This is a genomic window from Sphingopyxis sp. OAS728, from assembly GCF_014873485.1.
Lineage (GTDB): Bacteria > Pseudomonadota > Alphaproteobacteria > Sphingomonadales > Sphingomonadaceae > Sphingopyxis.
This window is the reverse complement of record NZ_JADBDT010000001.1, coordinates 2,675,842-2,694,781: the sequence shown is the minus strand read 5'-3', so window position 1 is coordinate 2,694,781 and position 18,940 is coordinate 2,675,842. Positions and strand designations below refer to the sequence as shown.

Here is an 18,940-nt window from a genome sequence, read left to right as displayed (position 1 = left end):
AAGGAAAGCGGCAACGCGCCTTCTGCCCCACCTTCATGCTTGTCAGCAAGCGGGCGGCGGGAGTAGATCGCTGGCATGAGCGATTTTCGAACCCTGTCCGCCGACTATAGCGTCGCCCCGCAGATCAGCATCGAGGATGTCGCCGAGGCGAAAGCCGCGGGCTTTGCGATGCTGATCAACAATCGTCCCGATGGCGAGGAACCGTCGGCGCCGCAGGGCGACGATATCGCGCACGCCGCCGCCGCCGAGGGGCTGGCCTATGCGGCGATCCCCATCGGCCATGCGGGTTTCAGCCACGCGCAGATCGACGCACTCGACAAATTGCTCGCCGGTGCGACGGGGCCGATCCTCGCTTATTGCCGGTCGGGTACGCGCTCGACGCATCTGTGGGCGCTGACGCGCGCGCGCGCGGGTGACGATGTCGATGGCATCGTCGAGGCGGCGGCGAATGCGGGCTATGACCTCGGTGGCCTGCGGCCGATGCTGGACGCGCTCGCGGGGGAAAAATGAACCAGGCCGAGTTGATCCAGCTGGGCGCATCGCTGGTGGCGGTGCTTTTTGTCGCCTGGCTGGTCGGGAAGATCGGTCTCGGCGGCGATCCGCGGATTGCCGACGCGGATCATGCGATCCGGCTTGCCGAAGAGGCCGAGGCGGGGTTTCGCGGGATTGAGGTCGCGCGCGACCGCGCCGGCTTTGCCGCGATCGTGCGCAATGCCGAGGGGCGGATGATGCTGGTGCGCGCGCACGGCAATTTCTTTGCCGCGCGGCCGGTCGACGCGAGCGTGATCGGGCGGCTCGACAAGGATTTCCTGACACTGACGATGCCGGAGAGGACATTCGGCGCGGTGACGCTGCAATTGGGGAAGGATGCGGGGATGTGGGCGAGCCGGATGCGCGAGTTCAGTCGTGGATAAATTGCCGGACCCGGTGACTTACGCCGTTCCCGCCTTCATCCTGCTGCTGATCGCCGAGATGATCATCTCGCTGCGGCGCGACAAGAGCCGGTACGAGGCGCGCGATACGCTGACGTCGCTGATGCTCGGCACCGTGAGCCAGGTCGCCGGGGCGCTCGTCGGCGCGGCGGTGATCGGCATGTCGGTGTGGGTGTACCAGTTTCGCCTGTTCGACATCGGGATCGCGTTCAAGACGTGGTGGTGGGCGTGGATCCTCTGCTTCTTCCTCGACGATCTGGCCTATTATGCGTTCCATCGCAGCGCGCACCGCGTGCGCTGGTTCTGGGCGAGCCATGTCATCCACCACAGCAGCCAGCATTATAATCTGTCGACCGCGCTGCGGCAGACGTGGACGGGTTTCTTCAGCCTGACCTTCCTGTTCCGCCTGCCGCTGTTCCTGATCGGCTTTCCGCCCGCGATGGTCTTCTTCTGCGCGGGGCTCAACCTGATCTACCAGTTCTGGATCCATACCGAGGCGATCAAGCGGCTGCCGCGCTGGTTCGAGGCGGTGATGAACACACCGTCGCATCACCGCGTCCACCACGGCGTGAACCCGCGCTATCTCGACGCCAATTATGCCGGCGTCTTCATCATCTGGGACAAGATGTTCGGCAGTTTCGTCGCCGAGCGCGACGACGAACCGGTGCGCTATGGCATCGTCAAGCAGCTTGGCAGCTTCAACATCCTCTGGGCCGCGGTCCACGAATGGGTCGGCATCGCGAAGGATGTCTGGGCCGCGCCGTGGAAGCACAAGCTCGATTATATGTGGCGCGAACCCGGCTGGAGCCATGACGGCAGCCGGCAGACGAGCGCGACGATCAAGGAACGCTGGGCGGCGGGGCGGTCTGCGGAAGAGCCAGCCGAATGAGTGCGGTGCGCTGGCGATATTGGGACGTATTGGCCCTCGTCGCCGGGGCGTTCCCGATCCTTCTCGCCGTGATCGCGAGTGCCAACGAACTTCATTATGGCGGGCCGGCAATTTTTGTCGGGTCCGCGGGACCGTCGTTCGCGCTAGCCGCTCTGCTGTCCGTCGCGATCTTCCTGACGAGCGCCGCTATGGGCTGGCGGTCCGGCAATCGCTGGCTGATCGCCGGGGGCGGTACGCTGCTCCTGCTGGGAGCGGCGCCGTCACTGCTCCTTCTGGCGGGTTGCGCCATGGGCAACTGCATCTGACGACCGTTGCATCTGGCGGCTTGCGTCGTTGGCTAATGACATTCATGTAAGCACCCGGGCGACCGCCCCAAGGCGGCGCGAGGGGAGCGGTATATGGATCAGTTCGACATCATCGTTATCGGCGGCGGCAGCGCGGGGAGCGCGGCGGCGGGACGGCTCGCCGAGGATGGCTCGCGCACCGTCTGCCTGATCGAGGCGGGCGGGCGCAACGACACGGTCCGGGTCAAGACGCCGGGCTTCATGCCCTTCATCCCGAAATCGTCGAACTATCGGTACGAGACGGTGCCGCAGGCGGGACTGAACGGCCGCATCGGATACCAGCCGCGCGGGCGCGGGCTCGGCGGGTCGAGTGCGATCAACGCGATGGTCTATATTCGCGGGCACAAGTTCGACTACGACCAATGGGCTTCGCTGGGCGCGACGGGGTGGAGCTATGCCGATGTGCTGCCCTTCTTCAAACGCAGCGAGGGCAATGAGCGCGGCGGCGACGAATTTCACGGGAGCGGCGGGCCGCTCAATGTGATGGACCAGCGCTGGCCCAATGTGACGAGCCGTCGGTTCATCGAGAGCGCGGCGGCGCTGCAATTGCCGCGCACTGCCGATTTCAACGGGGCTAGCCAAGAGGGCTTCGGCCTCTATCAGGTGACGCAGAAGGGCGGCGAACGCTGGTCGGCGGCGCGCGCCTATGTCGAGCCGCTGCGCGAGCATGGCAATTTCACGGTGCGCACCGGCGCGCTGGTAGAGAAAATCCTCGTCGAGGACGGTCGTGCCACGGGCGTCGTGATCCGGCGCGGGTCGAAGCGCGAGACGCTGCGCGCGCGGGGCGGGGTGATCCTGTCGGCGGGCGCCTTCAACAGCCCGCAGATCCTGATGCTGTCGGGGATCGGGCCGGGTGCGCATTTGAAAGACAAAGGGATCGACGTTGTGGCGGATCGCGCCGGCGTTGGCGCCGATCTGCAGGACCATATCGACTATGTGTCGAGCTGGGAGACGCGCTCGACCGAGCCGTTCGGTGACAGCCTGGGCGGCACCTGGCGGATGGTGAAGGCGATCTTCGAGCATCGCACGCAGCGCAGCGGGATCATGACGACCTGCTTTGCCGAGGCGGGGGGGTTCTGGAAGTCGCGGCCCGACTTGCCCGCGCCCGACATCCAATATCATTTCGTTCCGGCGATGCTGGAGGATCACGGGCGGACCAAGGTGAAGGGACACGGTTTTTCGTGCCATGCGTGCGTGCTGCGCCCCGAGAGCCGCGGGACGGTGCGGCTCGCGTCGGGCGATGCTGCGGCGGCACCGGCGATCGATCCCGGGTTCCTGACCGACGAACGTGACATGGCGACCTTGCGCGCGGGGGTGCGGATGATGCACCGCATCGCCGCCGCGCCGCCGCTCGCGGACTATGCGGGGACCGACCGGCACCCGGTGAATATCGAGGATGATGCGGCGCTCGACGCGCTGATCCGCAGCCGCGCCGACACCGTCTATCATCCCGTCGGCACGTGCCGGATGGGCAGCGACGCCGACGCGGTGGTCGATCCGACGCTGAAGCTCAATGGCATCGAGGGACTGTGGGTGGCCGATGCGAGCATCATGCCGCGGCTGGTGTCGGGCAACACCAACGCGCCGAGCATCATGATCGGCGAACGCGCCGCCGATTTCGTGAAGGCAGCGCTGAACTAGGCGGCGCACGCTGCGGCGAGCAGCGCGCCGTTCATGGTCAAATCATAGCGGCTGGCCGGCGGGCGCAGGTCGAGCACCTCGCGTGTCACCAGCCCATGCTTGCCGAGCGCGGCGAGCCCCTGCGAGAGCGCGCGCGGCGTGGCGGGGGTCAGCAGGCGGGACAGCGCGTTGAAACGGTCGTGGCCCGCGCCGATCCCGGCGACGAGCGGCAGACCCCAGCGCGTCGCAGCGCCGGGTGGCAGGCCGATTGCATCGTGCGCCTTGGCGATCGTCGCGGCGCGTGCGGCGGCCGCCTTGCCCTTCTCCGTCAGAATATATTCGGGGCGCAGCGGGTGGCCGTGACCGGGGTTGCGCTGCACCCAGCCGATCGCCGTCGCGGCCTCGAGCGTGCGCGCGCAGCTGTCGCGCGACAGCCCCAGGCGATGGATCAACTCGACGAACCGCGCGCCCTTGTGCGCCGCCAGATCGGCGAGCAGCGGGACGAGCCAGCGATGGCTGCCGAGCTGTACGAGCAGGGGGTCGGGCGTGGTTGACCGCATTTACAACTAACTATACAAACCAGACTATGGGCGCAAGCGATACGGGCCGGGTGATTCTCGCCCGCACCGGTTTTCTTGCGGAAAGGGAGATATGATATGGCGCTTCAGATCGGATCCGAGCTCACCTGTTCGATGGGGGTCAAGGACATGACCGCGTCGATTGCCTGGTACGAGCGGGTGATGTTGTGCGAGCTTCTCTATCGCGCCGACGAGATCGGCTGGTGCGAACTGAAGACGCCGATGGCGGGGGTGAATATCGGGCTGAGTCAGGTCGAGAATGTCGTGCAGGGCGGCGGCGCGACCAATGTGTTCGAGGTTGCCGATATCGAGGCGGCGAAGGCGCATCTCGATGCCGAGGGCGTGCGGCAGGACGGCGACATCCAGCATATTCCGGGGCTGGTGAAACTCATCACCTTCTACGATCCCAACGGCAATGCCTTCATGTTTTCGCAGTCCGAGATTGCAGCATGACAGCGCCTTGGTGGGTGGTCGCGGCGATTGTCGCGTCGACTGCGCCCGCCGCCGAAGCGCCGTCGCTCGCCGCGTGGCACGGAAACTGGGCCGGTGAGGGCGAGGCGTTCGGCAAGCCCGCGACCGCCACGCTCGACATCGCGCCGGGCGAGGGCGGCGCGACGAGGCTCGTCTATCGCCTGCATATCGCCGGCACTCCGCCGGTCGCCTATTCGGCCGGGGCCAATTACGCCTTCGATGCGAAGGGTCGCGTGCGCGGGAAATGGACCGATAGCTACGGCCGCACGCGCGCCGTCCTCGGCGGGGCAAATGCGGCGAAATGGTGGACGCATTGGGGCAGCGCCGATGTCGAGATCGGCCGATCGACCTATGTGCTTGAAGAGGGCGGAAGACTCGTCGTCAGCGATTCGATTCTGCAGGACGACGGCAGCTGGCGCGTCTTTGCCATGCTGCGCTACACGCGCACAAATCCCTGAAAACTGCCGATTCTCGGCAGAATCTGTGTTGCGCACAAAAAAAGAGGGCCGGGACTTGCGTCCCGGCCCAGCCTTTCAGGCTCTCCCCTCCTGAAACTGTTGACCCAATGAATGCCATATTAATGTCATGTTGAAAAGGCCAAAATTACGGCAATGCTGCACAAAATTTGTGCAGCATTTCAGGGCGTAAAAACGGGCCGGAACGTATATGTCCCGGCCCGTTTTCCATCCTCAGAAGCCCTTGCGAACGGTGACGCCGAAGGTGCGCGGCTGGTTCGTCGCAAAGCCGAGCCGCGCGCGTCCGCCGCGTTCGCGGTCGAAGGCGAGCAGCGCATTTTCGTCGAGCAGATTGTTCACATAAACCGAGATTTCGAGCTCGTTCGGAAACTCGATCCCCGCGCCGAGGTTCACGAGCTGATAGTCGGGCAGCTTGAGGTCGAGCGTCGTCGCCGAGCCGATGGGTGCGCCGCCGAAGGTGAAGCCGTGGACGAAGGTCCGCGGGTTGTTCTCCTGATCGCCCGGCTGGGTGTAGCGACTGCCGACATGCTGGAACGACGCGGTGACAAACGCATTGGTGTCCGCCGACGGATCGATGGGGAAGCTGTAGGTCGCATTCGCCGCCATCTGGAACCGCGGAACCGAGGGCAAACGGTTGCCGTTGCGGATCCCCTCGATCACCGTCCCGTTCGGGCGGGTCAGCGTCGAATCGAACTCGGCCTCGACATAACTCCCCGACAGCCCGAGATCGAGCCCGGTGACCGGGCTGGCCGACAGCTCGAATTCGAGCCCCATCGTGTGCGCATCGGCGTTGAAGACGATACGCGACGAGCAGCTTCCGGCGTCGGCGGTGACCTGCAGATTGTTGATCTTCGTATAGAAGCCCGCGGCGTTGAAGGTGATGCCGCCGAACTGCGCCTTTACGCCGCCTTCATAGTTCCACAGCGTCTCATCGTCGTAGCGCGGCCGCCCGCCGAAGGTCTCGGCATCGGGACCACCCGCGTTGCCGCCGTCGCATAGCGGGAGGTTGAGCGGATCGTTGACCCCGCCGAGGCGGAAGCCCTTCGACGCCTGCGCGTTGAGCGTGATCCCGTCGGCGACATCGTAACTCAGCAGCAGGCGCGGCGAGAAGCCGGTCGACGACGTCTTGTCACGCGCATTGTCGCCATTCGGGAACAGCCCGCCCGAAACGAATCGCCGGCTTTCGTCGAACGCATAATAGCGTCCGCCCAATGTCGCGGTGAGGCGATCGGTAAAGTCGTAGCTAACCTCGCCGAAGATCGCGATCTGCGAGAGATCATAGGGAATGTCGGCATTATACGGCGAATCGGGTCCGAAGCCGTTGGCGATATCGGCCGCGGTGAGCGGCACGCCCCCCGGTCCGCAATCGTCGGGATCGGCGTTGCAGGCGTTGATGAAGAACTGGTTGGTGAAGGCGTCATAGCCTGGGGTCGGCAGGCGCTGGGTATAGTCGCGTTTGACGTTCGCATAGTAACCGCCGATCAGCCACTGGAAGGGACCGTCGCCCGACGAGTTCACCCGCACTTCCTGCGTGAACTGTTTGACCCCCGTGGTATCGACGAGGTTCGAGGGCAGCAGGATGCCCGCATCGGGAAAGCCAAGGTCCGACGACACGCTGCCCGTGAGCGCGCTTGCGTCGCGGCTGACGAGGATGTCGCGGTCTGTGTAAGTCGTCACCGACGTCACGCCGATCACGTCGCCGTCATAGTTCATCGTGAGGTCGAAGAGCTTGACCTCATCTTCGAACGCCTCGTCGAGCAGCAGATATTGCTGGCGTTCGTCGAACACGACGCGCGGCCGCGTCGTCGTGAAATCATTGGCAAAGAGGTTATAGACCTCCTGCCGGTTGAAGCCGTCGGTCTTGACCTTCTGATAGACGAAGCGCGGGGTGATCGACAGATCTTCGGCGGGTTTCCAGAGCAAGGAGAAGCGCCCGCCATAACGTTCGCCGCTGTTGACGTCCTCGCTTGTCCCGCCGCCTTCGCGGAGCGCGTCGATGAAGCCCGCGTAGCGCGTGTAATAGCCGACCGCGCGCATCGCGAGATTGGGGCTGAGTGGCAGGTTGATCGCGCCTTTCAGATGGCCGCCGAAATCGTCGCCGTCGACAAGGTTCACATTGCCTTCGACTTTGCCCTCGATGCGATCGAGATTGGGCTGGTTGGTGATGTAGCGGAGCGTGCCGCCGACCGATCCCGAGCCGAAAAGCGTCCCCTGTGGCCCGCGCAGCGTCTCGACGCGGTTCAAATCGAACAGGTCGAGGTCGGGGGTGAACAGCGACAGCGAGACGACCGATTCGTCGAGATAGACGCCGACCTGTTCCTTCACGCCGGGCTGGTCGCGGGCGATCTGGCCTGCCGAAACGCCGCGCACCGACACTTGGCTTTGGCCGGGCCCGAGATTCTGGACGGTCAGGCCCGCAACATTACGCGAAAGATCCTCGACCGTGCTCGCGTTGGCGCGCTCGATCGCGCGTTCGGTCTGCGCATTGATCGAGAAGGGAACATCCTGAAGGCTCGCGTCGCGCTTGGTCGCGGTGACGATAATCTCGTTGCCATCATAGCTGTTTTCGGGCGCATCCTGCGCCACTGCCGGGGTGCTTGCGAGCGCAAGGCACGACAAGCCCGCGAGCATGGAAGCTCGTGCATTCATTTTAATCCTCCTCCTGATGGCCAATCTTTGCTGGTCCGGACAGGATGGTGCGCCTCTTGTCATCAATTCGCAATGGAGCTCGAATCGCGCGCAACAAAATTACCGCGAGATGTTGCGCCGCGGCCACAGTCGATACGACGGGCAAAAAAAGGCCGGGGACAAGCCCCGGGCCCGCGGCCGTCCCGGCCACAATCGGAAAAAAAGGCCGGGGACAAGCCCCGGCCAGTGGTTCGCAGGAGGAACCTCGGTAGGATCCCGCCGCCGCCGTTTTGAAAGGAGAGAGAGCGTACGGTGGCGGGTATCCTGTCTCGTCGATCAATAGTTGTAGGCGCGCTCCCCATGCTCGCCGAGGTCGAGGCCTTCGCGCTCCACCTCTTCGGAGACGCGCCCGCCGGTGACGGCCTTGGCGATGTAGAAGGCGATGGCGGACCCGACCGCCGACCAGATGACGGCGACGCCGACCGACTTGATCTGGATGACGAGCTGGCCAGCCAGATCATAATCGTCGGCACCCGGACCGCCGAGCGCGGGCAGCATGGTGACCGCGGTGAGGATCGAGCCGATCAGGCCGCCGATGCCGTGGATACCGAACACGTCGAGCGAGTCGTCGAAGCCGAGTTTCGCTTTCAGCTTCATCACGAACCAGCAGCAGACGATACCGGCGATCGCGCCAAGCAGGATCGCGCCGAACGGACCCGAATTGCCCGCAGCGGGGGTCACGGCGACGAGGCCGGCGATCGCACCCGAACAAGCGCCGAGCAGCGAGCCCTTGTGGCCGAGGACGCGTTCGGTGAGCATCCAGAAGAGGACGCCGGCGGCGGTCGCGGTGAAGGTGTTGATCAGCGCGAGACCGGCCGAGCCATTGGCTTCGAGCGCCGAGCCGGCGTTGAAGCCGAACCAGCCCACCCACAGCAAACCGGTGCCGATCAGGGTCATGGTCAGCGAGTGCGGCGCCATGATGTCCTTCTGGTAGCCCGAACGCTTGCCGATAATGAGGCAGCCGACGAGCGCGGCGATACCCGCGTTGATGTGGACGACGGTGCCGCCCGCGAAATCGAGCGCGCCCCAGCCGAAGATCAGGCCGGTCGCTTCGTCGGTGCCGCCAAGATACCAGACCATATGTGCGATCGGGTAATAGACGATGGTCAGCCAGACGATGGCGAAGACCATGACCGCCGAGAATTTCATGCGCTCGACGAGGCCGCCGAGGACCAGCGCGACAGTGATTGCCGAGAAGGTCATCTGGAAGGCGATGAACACAAATTCGGGGATCACGACGCCGTCGGTGAAGGTCGCGACGGTCGAATCGGCGGTGACGCCGGCGAGGAAGGCCTTGCCCGACGAGATGAACTGGTTGGCATCGCCGCCGAAGGCAAGGCTGTAGCCGAACATCACCCACATGATCATCGCAAGCGCTGCGACGGCGAGGATCTGGGTCAGCACCGACGCCATATTCTTGGTGCGGACGAGGCCGCCGTAGAACAGCGCGAGGCCCGGGACGATCATCGCCATGACGAGCACGGTCGAGATCATCATCCAGGCGGTGTCACCCTTGTCGGGCGTCGGCGTGGCGGCTTCGGCGACGGCGGGTGCCGCTTCCTGCGCCCAAACGGGCAGTGCGGCGAAGAGTGCGAGGCCCGCGGCCCCGGCTCCCGCCGCAATCTTGTTTGCGAAGTTCATTGCTTCCCCCTTTATCATTACAGTGCCGCCTCGCCGGTCTCGCCGGTGCGGATGCGCACGGCCTGACCGACGTCGAGGACGAAAATCTTGCCGTCGCCGATCGATCCGGTGCCGGCCGTCTGCTGTAGCGTTTCGACCGCCCTTGCGGCGAGCGCATCGTCGCAGACGAGCTCGATCTTCACCTTCGGCACCATGTTGGTGGCATATTCGGCGCCGCGGTAGATTTCGGTCTGCCCCTTTTGCCGGCCGAAGCCCTTGACCTCGGTCACGGTCATGCCGGCGATGCCCAGGCCGGTGAGCGCTTCGCGCACCTCGTCGAGCTTGAATGGTTTGATGATGGCCAAGATCAGCTTCATGACGCCCCCTTTTGCTAATGGCACCATGTTGCACTGCAACAGCTGTGCCAGATTGCGCGGGCGGCGCGAAAGTTAACATTTTGTGACGGTCTGGAGCCGATGCAGCGAACAATCGGTCGTTCGATGGGCAGGAAAGGCAGTGCCTTGCCTAAATTTTAGGCAGTTCAGTCGGCGGCTTTAAATCGCGCCCAGATTGGCAAATGGTCCGATGCGCGCGCGGCAAGCGCGCTCTGGTGCACCCCGGCCTCGACCGCTTCGAGATCGGGCGTGGCAAAGATACGGTCGAGCTTGGCGACGGGGCGGCGGCTGTGAAAGCTGTGCCCGGTGTCGACCATGTGGTGGCGCTCGCCGAAATCGGCGAGGCAGCCGCCGCGGTTGCGCCACTCGTTGCAGTCGCCCATCAGGATCGTCGGCAAGGCCTCGCCCTCGGCAACATGGTGGAGGATCGCGCGCGCCTGCTGGCGGCGGCGCAGCCCCGAAATGTCGAGATGCATGCCGACGACACGCAGCCGCGTGTCCCCGATGCGCAGCGTCGCGGCAACGGCGCCGCGCGGTTCGAGCGTCGGCAGGTGGAGCGCGTGGCTTTCTTCGACCTCGATCCCCTTGCGCACGAGCAGCGCGTTGCCGTGCCAGCCGATCGCATAGGGGCGGCCGCTCAAGAGGTCGACGGGGACATAGTCGCTATGCTCGTCGAACATATGCGGCGGTATCGCGCTGGCGCGCGTGCCGAAGCGGCGGTCGGCCTCCTGCAGCGCGACGATATCGGCGTCGAGTTCGCCGAGCACCGACAGCACGCGGCCGGGGTCGCGGCGCCGGTCGAGCCCGATGCCTTTGCGCATATTATAACTGGCGACCTTGATCATGACGTGTTTTTCAAGCGCTCAGGCGGCGCTTCCGTTCCCGCCGGCCTCAAATTCGGCGATCAGCGCTTGCGCTTCGTCGAGGTCTTCGTCGAGCACCATCACGCGCACGGGGATGAGCAAGCCGACGCTTTCGGCGATGTTCATGCCTGCGTCGAAGCAGACGGCATGGACGCCCGCGCTTTCGAGCCGGCCGCGCAGCAACTCGGCCTCGGCGCCATTGGGCAGGCGTACCAGCTCGACCAAGGGCATCAGGCGTCGCCCGTAATGAAACGGTCGGTCGGACGCGTCGGCAGGCCGTCGATGCTTTTCGTGCGCTCCTTGAATTTTTCGACCCACAGCGTGCGGTCGGCCTGGCGGTGATATTTTTGCAGCGTGTCGCGCTCTTGGCTCAATTCCATCATCGGCACGCCCCAGCCGCAGCTTGTCTGGACGCTGTCGATATCGATGACGAAGATCTGGCGCGTGCCGGGAATCAGGGTGAAATTCGCGGCGAGCGCGTCCCACTCGGCGTCCTGCGGCAACACCGGGCGACCGCGGCCATAGATGCGCAGGATCAAAGCGGTGCGGTCGAAGGCGCAGAACATGATCGTGATGCGGCCATCGGCGGCAAGATGCGCGTGGGTCTCGTTGCCCGATCCGCCGAGGTCGAGATAGGCGACCTGGGCGTCCGAAAGCACTTTGAAGCTGTCGGCATAGCCTTTGGGCGACAGGTTGATGCGCGCATCGGCGGCGGCGGTCGCGGTGAAATAGACCGGCTGCTTCTCGATGAAGGCGATATGCTTGTCGGTCAGCGTGTCGGTGAATTCGGCCATGGCTGTTCTCCGTCTTGTGACCGCCCTATCACCAATTCTTGCCCTCTTCTATCGCGGCTTCCTCGTCGGCGCGGGTGGTGCGGCCGAGTGCTTCGTTGCGATGCGGGAAGCGGCCGAAGCGGTCGACGACGTCGAAATGCTTTTGCGCATAATCCTGGAACATCGGATCGTCGAACTGCGCGAAGAGACGCAGCGATTCGCGCTGATCGTCCATATTCTCGCTGTGCTGGAAGGGCAGGCAGGCGAATTGGCGCCGCTCGTCGGGCCAGTTTTCGTGCCAGCCGCGCGCGACGATAGCGTGCGCGATCGCGCGTGCGAGATCGTCGGTCGCAAAGGCGTCGGCGTGGCCGCGATAGATGTTGCGCGGCACCTGATCGAACAGGATCGTCGCCGCGAGCGCGGTGTCGGGATCGGTCAGGAAGCTTTCGGCGGGCTGGGATCGCAAGGCTTCGTGCCAGCCCTCGGCCAGATTGCGGACGGCGTCGTCGAATTCGGCGCCGCCGCCGTACCAATCGTCCATGCCGTGCGCGTCGAACCAGAAGGCGAGGAGTTGCCGGGCCCAGTCGGCGGGTGGCGGGGCGGGCGTTTCGGAGTCATTCGTCATTGCGGGCATAGCGAAGCAATACAGCGCGGTTTACGCAACCCCTGGATTGCTCCCCCGGCTTTCGCCGGGGTCGCAATGACGAACGAGGCTATTCGCCCTTGACGCGCTTGTACGGCACGAATTTGCCGAGCGATACGAAGCCCGCATACATATGGCTGGTGCGGTCGCGCAGTTCGACGGGGTCGATGCTGCACAGCTGGCTGCCGGTCGTCTTGGTGACGAGGATATCGTCATCGTCGAGCGATTCGGCGCCGCCTTTCGGCCGGTTGACCCAATAGGTGCTGCCGACCTTGTAGACGATCGCGGTTTTCTCGATGATTTGCGAGCTGCGCGCGGTCGAAAGCGAGATGCAATCCTGCGGCTCGCCCGCGACGCGGCCTTCGAGCAGCTTCGCAAGCTGGTCTTCGGGCGCGAGCTTTTCGCGCGCGGTGGCGGCGGGGGCGGCCGCGATCGCGGCGGCGGCGAGAAGCGCCGGGATGAGGTGACGCATGGTTCGACTCCTGTCTTTCATACCCTACCCGGCGCTTCCCTTAGAGTGCTGCGCGTGAACAGAGGCTGACTCGCCGCGGTTTCAGCACGCCCCGTCGGGGAGCGGGATGCCGAGCGGGCCTTTGCACTTCTTTTTCTTCGCCGGTTCGGCCGGCGTACTGCCGCCGGTGCTCGACCCGCCCCCCGATCCGCTTAGGCCGCCGAAATCGGCGCCTACCAGCAACATCGTGTGCGAACGGAAGCGCACCTTCGCGGTCCAGTCGATGTTCCACACCGCATTGCCCGCGGGCTTGGGTGGATAGGAGAAATTCGCCTCGGGCCCGAAGGCATTGAGGTTGCCCATCAGCATCTCGCCCGACGCCTTCTTGACCTCGGCGGGTATCTGGCAGCTCGTTTGGCTCGGCGGCATCACGATCTTCTTGGTGATCAGGTTCGCGACGACAGAGGGTGGCAACCAGTCCCAGAGGCCGCCGCCGAATTCCTTCGACGCGCTGCTCGTCCACCAGACGATGTCGCCGACGTCATTCTTGCCGCTGCCATTGCCCATGCCGCCGATCGTCCAGGCGACATAGCCGGTCGCGTTCGGCACGGCATTCCAGCGGACCATCACCGATTGGTCGCCCTGGATCGCGGTCGAGGCGCTGATGCCCTGCATATAATCCTGCGCGAGGGTGAAATTGATGTCGGGGCCGATATTGCTCGCGATGCGGTGCGCGCCGAGCAGCGAAGATCCCGATCCGGGCTGCCGGCCGCCCTTCTTGTTCGGCCAGTCGATATAGGAGCGGCTGTTTGCCTTGCTCACTTCGCGGATCACCGGGACCGCGCTCGAGAAAAGGTTCGGCGGGATCTGGCCCGCGGCGACCTTTGCGAAATCGATGATCACCGGCTGCCCGGGGCCTGCCTTCGCGCCGCATCCCCAATAGAGGAGCAGGCGGCCCTTCGGGCGCTCGAAGGTTTCCGTTCCGGGCGTTTCCTTGCCTTCCTCCCAGAACAGCGGGACCGATTTGCCCATCTTGGCCTGCGGCAGGAAGAAATGATCGCCCTTCGGCGGCGGCGCGGTGGCGGCGTCGTTCGATCCGAGGCGAAGCAGGAGCTGGTGCGCGACCTTGCTCGACGGGTCGCCGCCGAACATCATCCCCATCGCGCCGCCGAGACCGCCCTTGCCGCCGCCCGCCATCGCGGCGAAGCCGGACATCGTCGCGACGTCCATCTCGTAGCGTTCCTTGGGGCCGGTGGTCTTTTGCGCCGAACCGGGGACGGCGGCGAGGATCGCGGCAATGGTGGCCACGGAAACGAAACGCAGACTCGAACGCATATTACCCTCCCTGTTGCAGGGAGAGCCCCCGCGGATGATGCGACCCGATTCTTCTTTTGTTGGAGAGAGCTATATGCGCGGGAGGGGCGAACGCCAAGTGAGGGCGATCACAGTCGTGCAATGCATATGTCGCGGCGCGGTGGTCCGGCGCGGCTCAGTCGATTTCCTTGCCGATCCGCGCCGCGTCGGCGCTGACGGAAATGCGCTCCGCCTTGCCGATGAAATCGGCTTCGGGCACCAGCCCCACACCGGAATCGGTCTCGGGAAAGCGGCTGTCGGCGGCGTTGCTGCGATTGTCGCCGAGCAGGAAATATTGGCCCGCCGGTACGACGATGGCGGGCATGTCGGGGCCGAAGCGATAGTCACAGGCCATGACGACATGCGTTTCGCCGTCAGGTAGATGCTCGCGCCGAAACAGAGGGGCGCCCTTTACGCAGTGGCCCGCGAGTCCTGCTGGATCGGGATCGGAATAAGAGGCCGCGCGGCCGTTCAGGAAAACGCCGCCGCCGGTGATCGCGACCCTGTCTCCCGGCAGGCCGATGACACGCAAGGCACGGACTTCGCCTTGCTTTCGGATCAGATAGATGGACCCGCGCGCGATCGGCGAAAAGCCCCTCGTGCGCGCGGTCAACTGCTCGCCGCTGCGTAGCGCGGGCTCCATGGACCGGCTGGGCATGCGAAATTCCCGCAGCCCGGCGCCGGCGTCGGCGGGCCGTTCGTCCGCCGCCAAACCACCACTCAACAGCGCGGCCGCCAGGCCCAGCGGCAACATCCGGACCGGGATGTTGCCCTTTGCGGGGGTCACGCCGTCCCGCCCACCGTCAGTCCGTTGACGAGCAGGGTCGGCTGGCCGACGCCCGCGGGGACGCTCTGGCCGCCCTTGCCGCAGATGCCGATGCCCTCGTCGATCGCCATGTCGTTGCCGATGCCGGTGACCTTGGTCAGCACGCTCGGCCCGTCGCCGATCAGGGTCGCGCCCTTGATCGAGTCGCCAAGCTTGCCATTCTCGATCTTGTACGCCTCGGTGCAGCTGAAGACGAACTTGCCCGACACGATGTCGACCTGTCCGCCGCCGAAGCTCTTGGCGAAGATGCCGTTCTTCACGCGGCTGAGCAGTTCGGCGGGATCGTCGTTGCCGCCCTTCATGAAGGTGTTGGTCATGCGCGGCATCGGCGCGTGCGCAAAACTCTCGCGCCGGCCGTTGCCCGTGGGTTCGACCCCCATCAGCCGCGCGTTCAGGCGGTCCTGCATATAGCCTTTGAGGATACCGTCCTCGATCAGCACGGTTTCGCCGGTCGGCGTGCCCTCATCGTCGATGCTGAGCGAGCCGCGGCGGCCGCCGCCGACGGGGCTCTCCATCGCGCCGTCGTCGACCACCGTCACGCCGGGCGCGGCGACGCGTTCGCCGATGCGGCCTGAAAAGGCGCTGGTGCCCTTGCGGTTGAAATCGCCCTCGAGGCCGTGGCCGACGGCTTCGTGGAGCAGCACGCCGGGCCAGCCGGGGCCGAGCAATACGGTGAACTCGCCCGCAGGGGCGTCGACCGCGCGGAGGTTGACGAGCGCCTGGGCCAGCGCCTCGTCGATCGCGCGGTTCCACTGCGCGGGTTCGAAGAGATGATCGTACATGTAACGCCCGCCGAGGCCGAAATAGCCGGTTTCGCGGCGGCCGTTCTCCTCGACCACGATCGACACGTTGAGGCGGACGAGCGGGCGGATGTCGGTCGCGAGGAAACCGTCAGCGCGGACGATTTCGACGACCGACCAGCTGCCCGCGAGCGCGACCGATACTTGGACGATGCGCGGATCGCGCGCGCGCGCCGCGGCGTCGATTTCCTGGCAGAGCGCGACCTTCTTCGCGAAGGGAATGAGGTCGAGCGGGTTCGCCTCGTCATAGAGGTGGCGGTTGGTGCGCGGCGGCGGCGCGGCATGCGCCTGATTTGACGGATCGAGCAGCGCGAGTGTCTCGGCGGCGCGGCGGATCGCGCCGGCGCTGATGTCGCTCGCGTGGGCAAAGCCCGTCATCTCGCCCGACACGGCGCGGAGGCCGAAACCGGCGTCGGTTGAATAATCGGCGGTCTTGAGCCGCCCGTCGTCGAAGCCGAAGCTCTCGGTCGCGCGATATTGCAGGTAAAGCTCGCCGTCGTCGGCCTTGGCGAGCGCTTCGCGCGCGAGCGCCTGCGCCAGATCGGGGTCGAGCGCGTCGGCGCGATAGAGGAAGCGGCGGGGATCGGTCGGGCTTGTCATGGAGCTGATATAGGCACGGCGCCCGCCGACCGCAAAGATTCGTCAGAGATAATTGACGGTGAGCGTGAAGGTGCCGCTGTAGTCGCCCTCGGGCTGGTTGGCGGGGACGGTGAGCGTGCCGCCGATATAATAGGTTTGGACGCCGCTCGGCAGCAAGGTTCCGCCGAGCAGCGCGATGCCGCCGCCACTGGTGCTCGCGGCGCGGACGAGACTCGCGGTCATCGGCGCGGCACCGCCGCCCGCGCGCGTGAGCGTGACCGAGGTGCTGCCCGACACGGTGATCAGCAGGATGCCGCCGGTGCCTTGGAACACCGCGCGCTGCGCCGCCGAGCCGACCGGAGTCACGCCGCCGCTGGTCGTGCGTGCATTGGTGACGGGATTGATTGTGACGGTGCCGCCGGTCGGCCCGCTGATCAGGGTGCCGAAATCGAGGTCGTCGGTTTTGATCAGCGTGTTCGGGCGGACGACCGCCGCATTGACCGTGCCGCCCATGTCGGCGGCATAGGCCGGCGCGCATAGCGCCGCGCTTGCCGATGCCACGGCGATGGTCAGGGCGCGAGCAGCCCCCCGACAGTGTCTGGTCCCTTGAATCCCCACAGATTCTGCTCCTGTCTGGCACATCTTATGCCAGCGGGACCTTCATCACTCATGCATAGGGTTGGTAAAGCGGCCGTTTACTTCCGGCGGCCGGCTTATGCGTGGTCGGCAACGCCGCCGATCAGGATGAAGCGCCGGTCGCAATAGCCGCAGTCGGCGAAGCCTTCGTCGGTGTCGATTTCGAGCCACACGCGCGGGTGGCCGAGCGCCGCGTTGGCGAGGCCGTCGCCGGTGCCGTCGCAGGCGATGCGGGTCTTGGGCGTGCGGATGGTTTCGGGTGCGGGCTGGGTCATCGACCGCGCCCATAGCAAGCGCGGCGGGCGCCCGCAATCATGTCTGCGCGTTCCGATTGGGGGCTTTGACGGCACCGGCGCAGGCACCCTTTCGGGGTGCAAGTGGTCCCCCGGTGCCGTCCTTCCCCCACAGAAGGCCTAAAGATAGTTGAGCGTGATCGTGAACGTGCCGCTGTAATCGCCCGGCGCCTGGTTCGCCCCGACCTCGAGCGTCCCGCCAACGGGAAAGTTGTAATTGCCGAGCGCGCTGGCGATGGAGAAGCGCGTCGGCGTCGTCGACAGGATCGCGGTCGGCGTGCTGCCGATCTCGAAATCGCGCACGCGCATCCGCACGCCCGGCCCGGTTATCCAGATCGTGTTCGATCCGAGCGAGATATTGACCTGGCGATTCGGCGTTCCGAGTCCGGCAAAGCGCGCGGGCTCGCCGCCGTTGCCCGCAAGCGTCACCCCGCCGGTGCGGGTGCGCGTGCCGTCGGGGGCAAGGCGCACCGTGCCCGCGGTTCCCGACGCGATGATGCTGCCGAAATCGAGGTCGTTGACCTTAAAGAAGGAAAGCGGGCGAAGCACGATGGCTTCGGCTTCGCCCTGCGCGCCATTCTGCGCCAGCGCCGGGGCGGCGGGCAGAAGCAAAAGCGCAAAGGCGGCTAGGCCGCACTGCTTGCGCAGCGGGCAAATGATGTGGCTGGTCCTCACATCCGCCGTCCTAGCGGCGAGTTTCCAATTTAGCGTTAACGCCGCGATGACGGAAAATTAGCGGGCTTTCGCATGGCAAGGCGCGCGGCTATGGAGGCGGCCATGAGTGAAGCCGCCATCCGCATCGACGCCGTCTCCAAACTCTATGCCGGCGGCAAGCAGGCGCTCGACAATGTCAGTTTCGACGTGCCGCGCGGCCAGATCTTCGGGCTGCTCGGGCCGAACGGTGCGGGCAAGTCGACGCTGATCAATATCCTCGCGGGGCTGGTCAACAAGACGAGCGGGCATGCGAGCATCTGGGGCTTCGACATCGACGCCGATCCGCGCAACGCCAAATATTCGATCGGCATCGTGCCGCAGGAAATCGTCTTCGATCCCTTTTTCACGCCGTATGAGACGCTGGAGAATCAGGCGGGGTTGTACGGGGTGCCGAAGGGCCAGCGCATTTCGGACGACCTGCTTGCCGCGGTCCATCTGTCGGACAAGCGCGATGCCTATGCGCGTACCTTGTCGGGGGGCATGAAGCGCCGCCTGCTCGTGGCGAAGGCGATGGTCCATTCGCCGCCGATCATCGTGCTCGACGAGCCGACCGCCGGGGTCGACATCGAACTGCGCCAGCAGCTCTGGGAATATGTGCAGAGCCTCAACGATCGCGGCGTCACCGTCGTGCTGACGACGCATTATCTGGAAGAGGCCGAGGAGCTGTGCGACCGGATCGCGATCATCAACCATGGCAAGCTGATCGCGAACAAGCCGACGCGCGAGCTGGTCGACATGGCGCGCGAGAAGATCGTCGTCGTGACGCTCGACGCCGATGTGACGACGCTGCCGACGCACCCGGCGTTCGAGAAGGTCGAGCGCGAGGGTGAGCGCGGGCTGGCCATCAGCTATAACAAGGACCGGATGAACGCGGGCGAGGTGCTCGCGGCGGTCAATGCGATGGGGCATGGCATCGTCGACGTGTCGACGCGCGAGGCCGACCTCGAAGATGTGTTCCTCAACCTGACGCGCGCGGCGAATGGCTAGCCTCTCTTC

General features: G+C 65.4%; 23 protein-coding genes, 1 tRNA gene and 1 pseudogene. 9 read left to right on the top strand and 16 right to left on the bottom strand.

Translation table 11 applies throughout. The annotated features are described in order from the left end of the window. The first annotated feature begins 75 nt into the window (after nt 1–75). The 5 genes from GGC65_RS12600 to GGC65_RS12580 all read left to right on the top strand — a co-directional run bounded on the left by GGC65_RS12600 (nt 76) and on the right by GGC65_RS12580 (nt 3,806). Nucleotides 76–510, top strand: coding sequence for a TIGR01244 family sulfur transferase (locus GGC65_RS12600; RefSeq protein WP_192647480.1), 435 nt, complete (start codon nt 76–78; stop codon nt 508–510). Further along, a complete protein-coding gene (locus GGC65_RS12595; protein ID WP_192647479.1) occupies nt 507–914 on the top strand; it encodes a hypothetical protein in 408 nt (135 codons plus the stop codon). Before GGC65_RS12600 ends, GGC65_RS12595 begins: the two co-directional genes overlap by 4 nt. Continuing rightward, a complete protein-coding gene (locus GGC65_RS12590; protein WP_318780163.1) occupies nt 907–1,821 on the top strand; it encodes a sterol desaturase family protein in 915 nt (304 codons plus the stop codon). Before GGC65_RS12595 ends, GGC65_RS12590 begins: the two co-directional genes overlap by 8 nt. After that, complete coding sequence (locus GGC65_RS12585; protein WP_192647477.1) at nt 1,818–2,126, top strand: hypothetical protein; 309 nt, start codon at nt 1,818–1,820, stop codon at nt 2,124–2,126. Before GGC65_RS12590 ends, GGC65_RS12585 begins: the two co-directional genes overlap by 4 nt. A 93-nt stretch (nt 2,127–2,219) precedes the next feature. After that, nucleotides 2,220–3,806: a GMC family oxidoreductase gene (locus tag GGC65_RS12580; protein WP_192647476.1), complete on the top strand. Its 1,587-nt coding sequence runs from the start codon at nt 2,220–2,222 to the stop codon at nt 3,804–3,806. Here GGC65_RS12580 and GGC65_RS12575 read toward each other — a convergent pair. After that, nucleotides 3,803–4,345: a winged helix-turn-helix transcriptional regulator gene (locus tag GGC65_RS12575; RefSeq protein ID WP_192647475.1), complete on the bottom strand. Its 543-nt coding sequence runs from the start codon at nt 4,343–4,345 to the stop codon at nt 3,803–3,805. The genes GGC65_RS12580 and GGC65_RS12575 overlap by 4 nt on opposite strands. Nucleotides 4,346–4,441: 96 nt before the next feature. On the opposite strand from GGC65_RS12575, the gene GGC65_RS12570 reads away from it, so the two are divergent. Further along, entirely contained in the window at nt 4,442–4,816 is a 375-nt protein-coding gene (locus tag GGC65_RS12570) for a VOC family protein (RefSeq protein ID WP_192647474.1), read from the top strand. Continuing rightward, on the top strand, nt 4,813–5,292 hold the full coding sequence (locus GGC65_RS12565) for a hypothetical protein (protein WP_192647473.1): 480 nt from the start codon (nt 4,813–4,815) through the stop codon (nt 5,290–5,292). The genes GGC65_RS12570 and GGC65_RS12565 overlap by 4 nt, the downstream gene beginning before the upstream one ends. A 231-nt stretch (nt 5,293–5,523) precedes the next feature. Here GGC65_RS12565 and GGC65_RS12560 read toward each other — a convergent pair whose 3' ends face one another. The 11 genes from GGC65_RS12560 to GGC65_RS12510 form a co-directional block, all read right to left on the bottom strand. Then, a complete protein-coding gene (locus GGC65_RS12560; RefSeq protein WP_192647472.1) occupies nt 5,524–7,959 on the bottom strand; it encodes a TonB-dependent receptor in 2,436 nt (811 codons plus the stop codon). Between the two features lie 315 nt (nt 7,960–8,274). Continuing rightward, complete coding sequence (locus GGC65_RS12555) at nt 8,275–9,639, bottom strand: ammonium transporter (protein WP_192647471.1); 1,365 nt, start codon at nt 9,637–9,639, stop codon at nt 8,275–8,277. A 17-nt stretch (nt 9,640–9,656) separates the two neighbouring features. Then, on the bottom strand, nt 9,657–9,995 hold the full coding sequence (locus tag GGC65_RS12550; RefSeq protein ID WP_192647470.1) for a P-II family nitrogen regulator: 339 nt from the start codon (nt 9,993–9,995) through the stop codon (nt 9,657–9,659). Nucleotides 9,996–10,159: 164 nt separating this feature from the next. Continuing rightward, complete coding sequence (locus GGC65_RS12545) at nt 10,160–10,858, bottom strand: endonuclease/exonuclease/phosphatase family protein (protein WP_192647469.1); 699 nt, start codon at nt 10,856–10,858, stop codon at nt 10,160–10,162. An 18-nt stretch (nt 10,859–10,876) separates the two neighbouring features. Continuing rightward, entirely contained in the window at nt 10,877–11,107 is a 231-nt protein-coding gene (locus tag GGC65_RS12540; protein WP_192647468.1) for a DUF2007 domain-containing protein, read from the bottom strand. Continuing rightward, nucleotides 11,107–11,670: a pyridoxamine 5'-phosphate oxidase family protein gene (locus GGC65_RS12535; RefSeq protein ID WP_192647467.1), complete on the bottom strand. Its 564-nt coding sequence runs from the start codon at nt 11,668–11,670 to the stop codon at nt 11,107–11,109. The genes GGC65_RS12540 and GGC65_RS12535 overlap by 1 nt, the downstream gene beginning before the upstream one ends. Nucleotides 11,671–11,698: 28 nt before the next feature. Next, entirely contained in the window at nt 11,699–12,274 is a 576-nt protein-coding gene (locus tag GGC65_RS12530; protein ID WP_225940801.1) for a DUF924 family protein, read from the bottom strand. A gap of 88 nt (nt 12,275–12,362) precedes the next feature. Next, on the bottom strand, nt 12,363–12,764 hold the full coding sequence (locus tag GGC65_RS12525) for a hypothetical protein (RefSeq protein ID WP_192647465.1): 402 nt from the start codon (nt 12,762–12,764) through the stop codon (nt 12,363–12,365). Nucleotides 12,765–12,845: 81 nt separating this feature from the next. Next, nucleotides 12,846–14,078, bottom strand: coding sequence for a hypothetical protein (locus GGC65_RS12520; protein ID WP_192647464.1), 1,233 nt, complete (start codon nt 14,076–14,078; stop codon nt 12,846–12,848). A 154-nt stretch (nt 14,079–14,232) separates the two neighbouring features. Next, complete coding sequence (gene lepB, locus GGC65_RS12515; protein WP_192647463.1) at nt 14,233–14,754, bottom strand: signal peptidase I; 522 nt, start codon at nt 14,752–14,754, stop codon at nt 14,233–14,235. A gap of 125 nt (nt 14,755–14,879) precedes the next feature. Beyond that, nucleotides 14,880–15,224, bottom strand: a complete 345-nt coding sequence (locus GGC65_RS12510; protein ID WP_192649701.1) for a metallopeptidase TldD-related protein — start codon at nt 15,222–15,224, stop codon at nt 14,880–14,882. On the opposite strand from GGC65_RS12510, the gene GGC65_RS12505 reads away from it, so the two are divergent. After that, a tRNA-OTHER gene (locus GGC65_RS12505) sits at nt 15,183–15,310 on the top strand. The two genes, GGC65_RS12510 and GGC65_RS12505, sit on opposite strands and share 42 nt — an antisense overlap. A gap of 376 nt (nt 15,311–15,686) precedes the next feature. Here the strand turns inward: GGC65_RS12505 and GGC65_RS23770 are convergent. From GGC65_RS23770 to GGC65_RS12485, 4 genes and pseudogenes are all read right to left on the bottom strand, one after another. Beyond that, nucleotides 15,687–16,322, bottom strand: a pseudogene (locus tag GGC65_RS23770) (TldD/PmbA family protein); the annotation flags it as partial. Between the two features lie 42 nt (nt 16,323–16,364). Further along, nucleotides 16,365–16,862, bottom strand: a complete 498-nt coding sequence (locus GGC65_RS12495) for a DUF4402 domain-containing protein (RefSeq protein WP_192647462.1) — start codon at nt 16,860–16,862, stop codon at nt 16,365–16,367. 152 nt (nt 16,863–17,014) lie between these two features. Continuing rightward, nucleotides 17,015–17,212 carry a zinc-finger domain-containing protein gene (locus tag GGC65_RS12490; RefSeq protein WP_192647461.1) on the bottom strand — a complete coding sequence of 66 codons (198 nt, stop codon included), beginning with the start codon at nt 17,210–17,212 and terminating at the stop codon, nt 17,015–17,017. A 138-nt stretch (nt 17,213–17,350) separates the two neighbouring features. Next, a complete protein-coding gene (locus GGC65_RS12485) occupies nt 17,351–17,905 on the bottom strand; it encodes a DUF4402 domain-containing protein (protein WP_192647460.1) in 555 nt (184 codons plus the stop codon). A gap of 102 nt (nt 17,906–18,007) precedes the next feature. Between GGC65_RS12485 and GGC65_RS12480 the strand changes: the two genes are divergently transcribed. Continuing rightward, a complete protein-coding gene (locus tag GGC65_RS12480; protein WP_192647459.1) occupies nt 18,008–18,931 on the top strand; it encodes an ABC transporter ATP-binding protein in 924 nt (307 codons plus the stop codon). Nucleotides 18,932–18,940 lie beyond the last annotated feature (9 nt).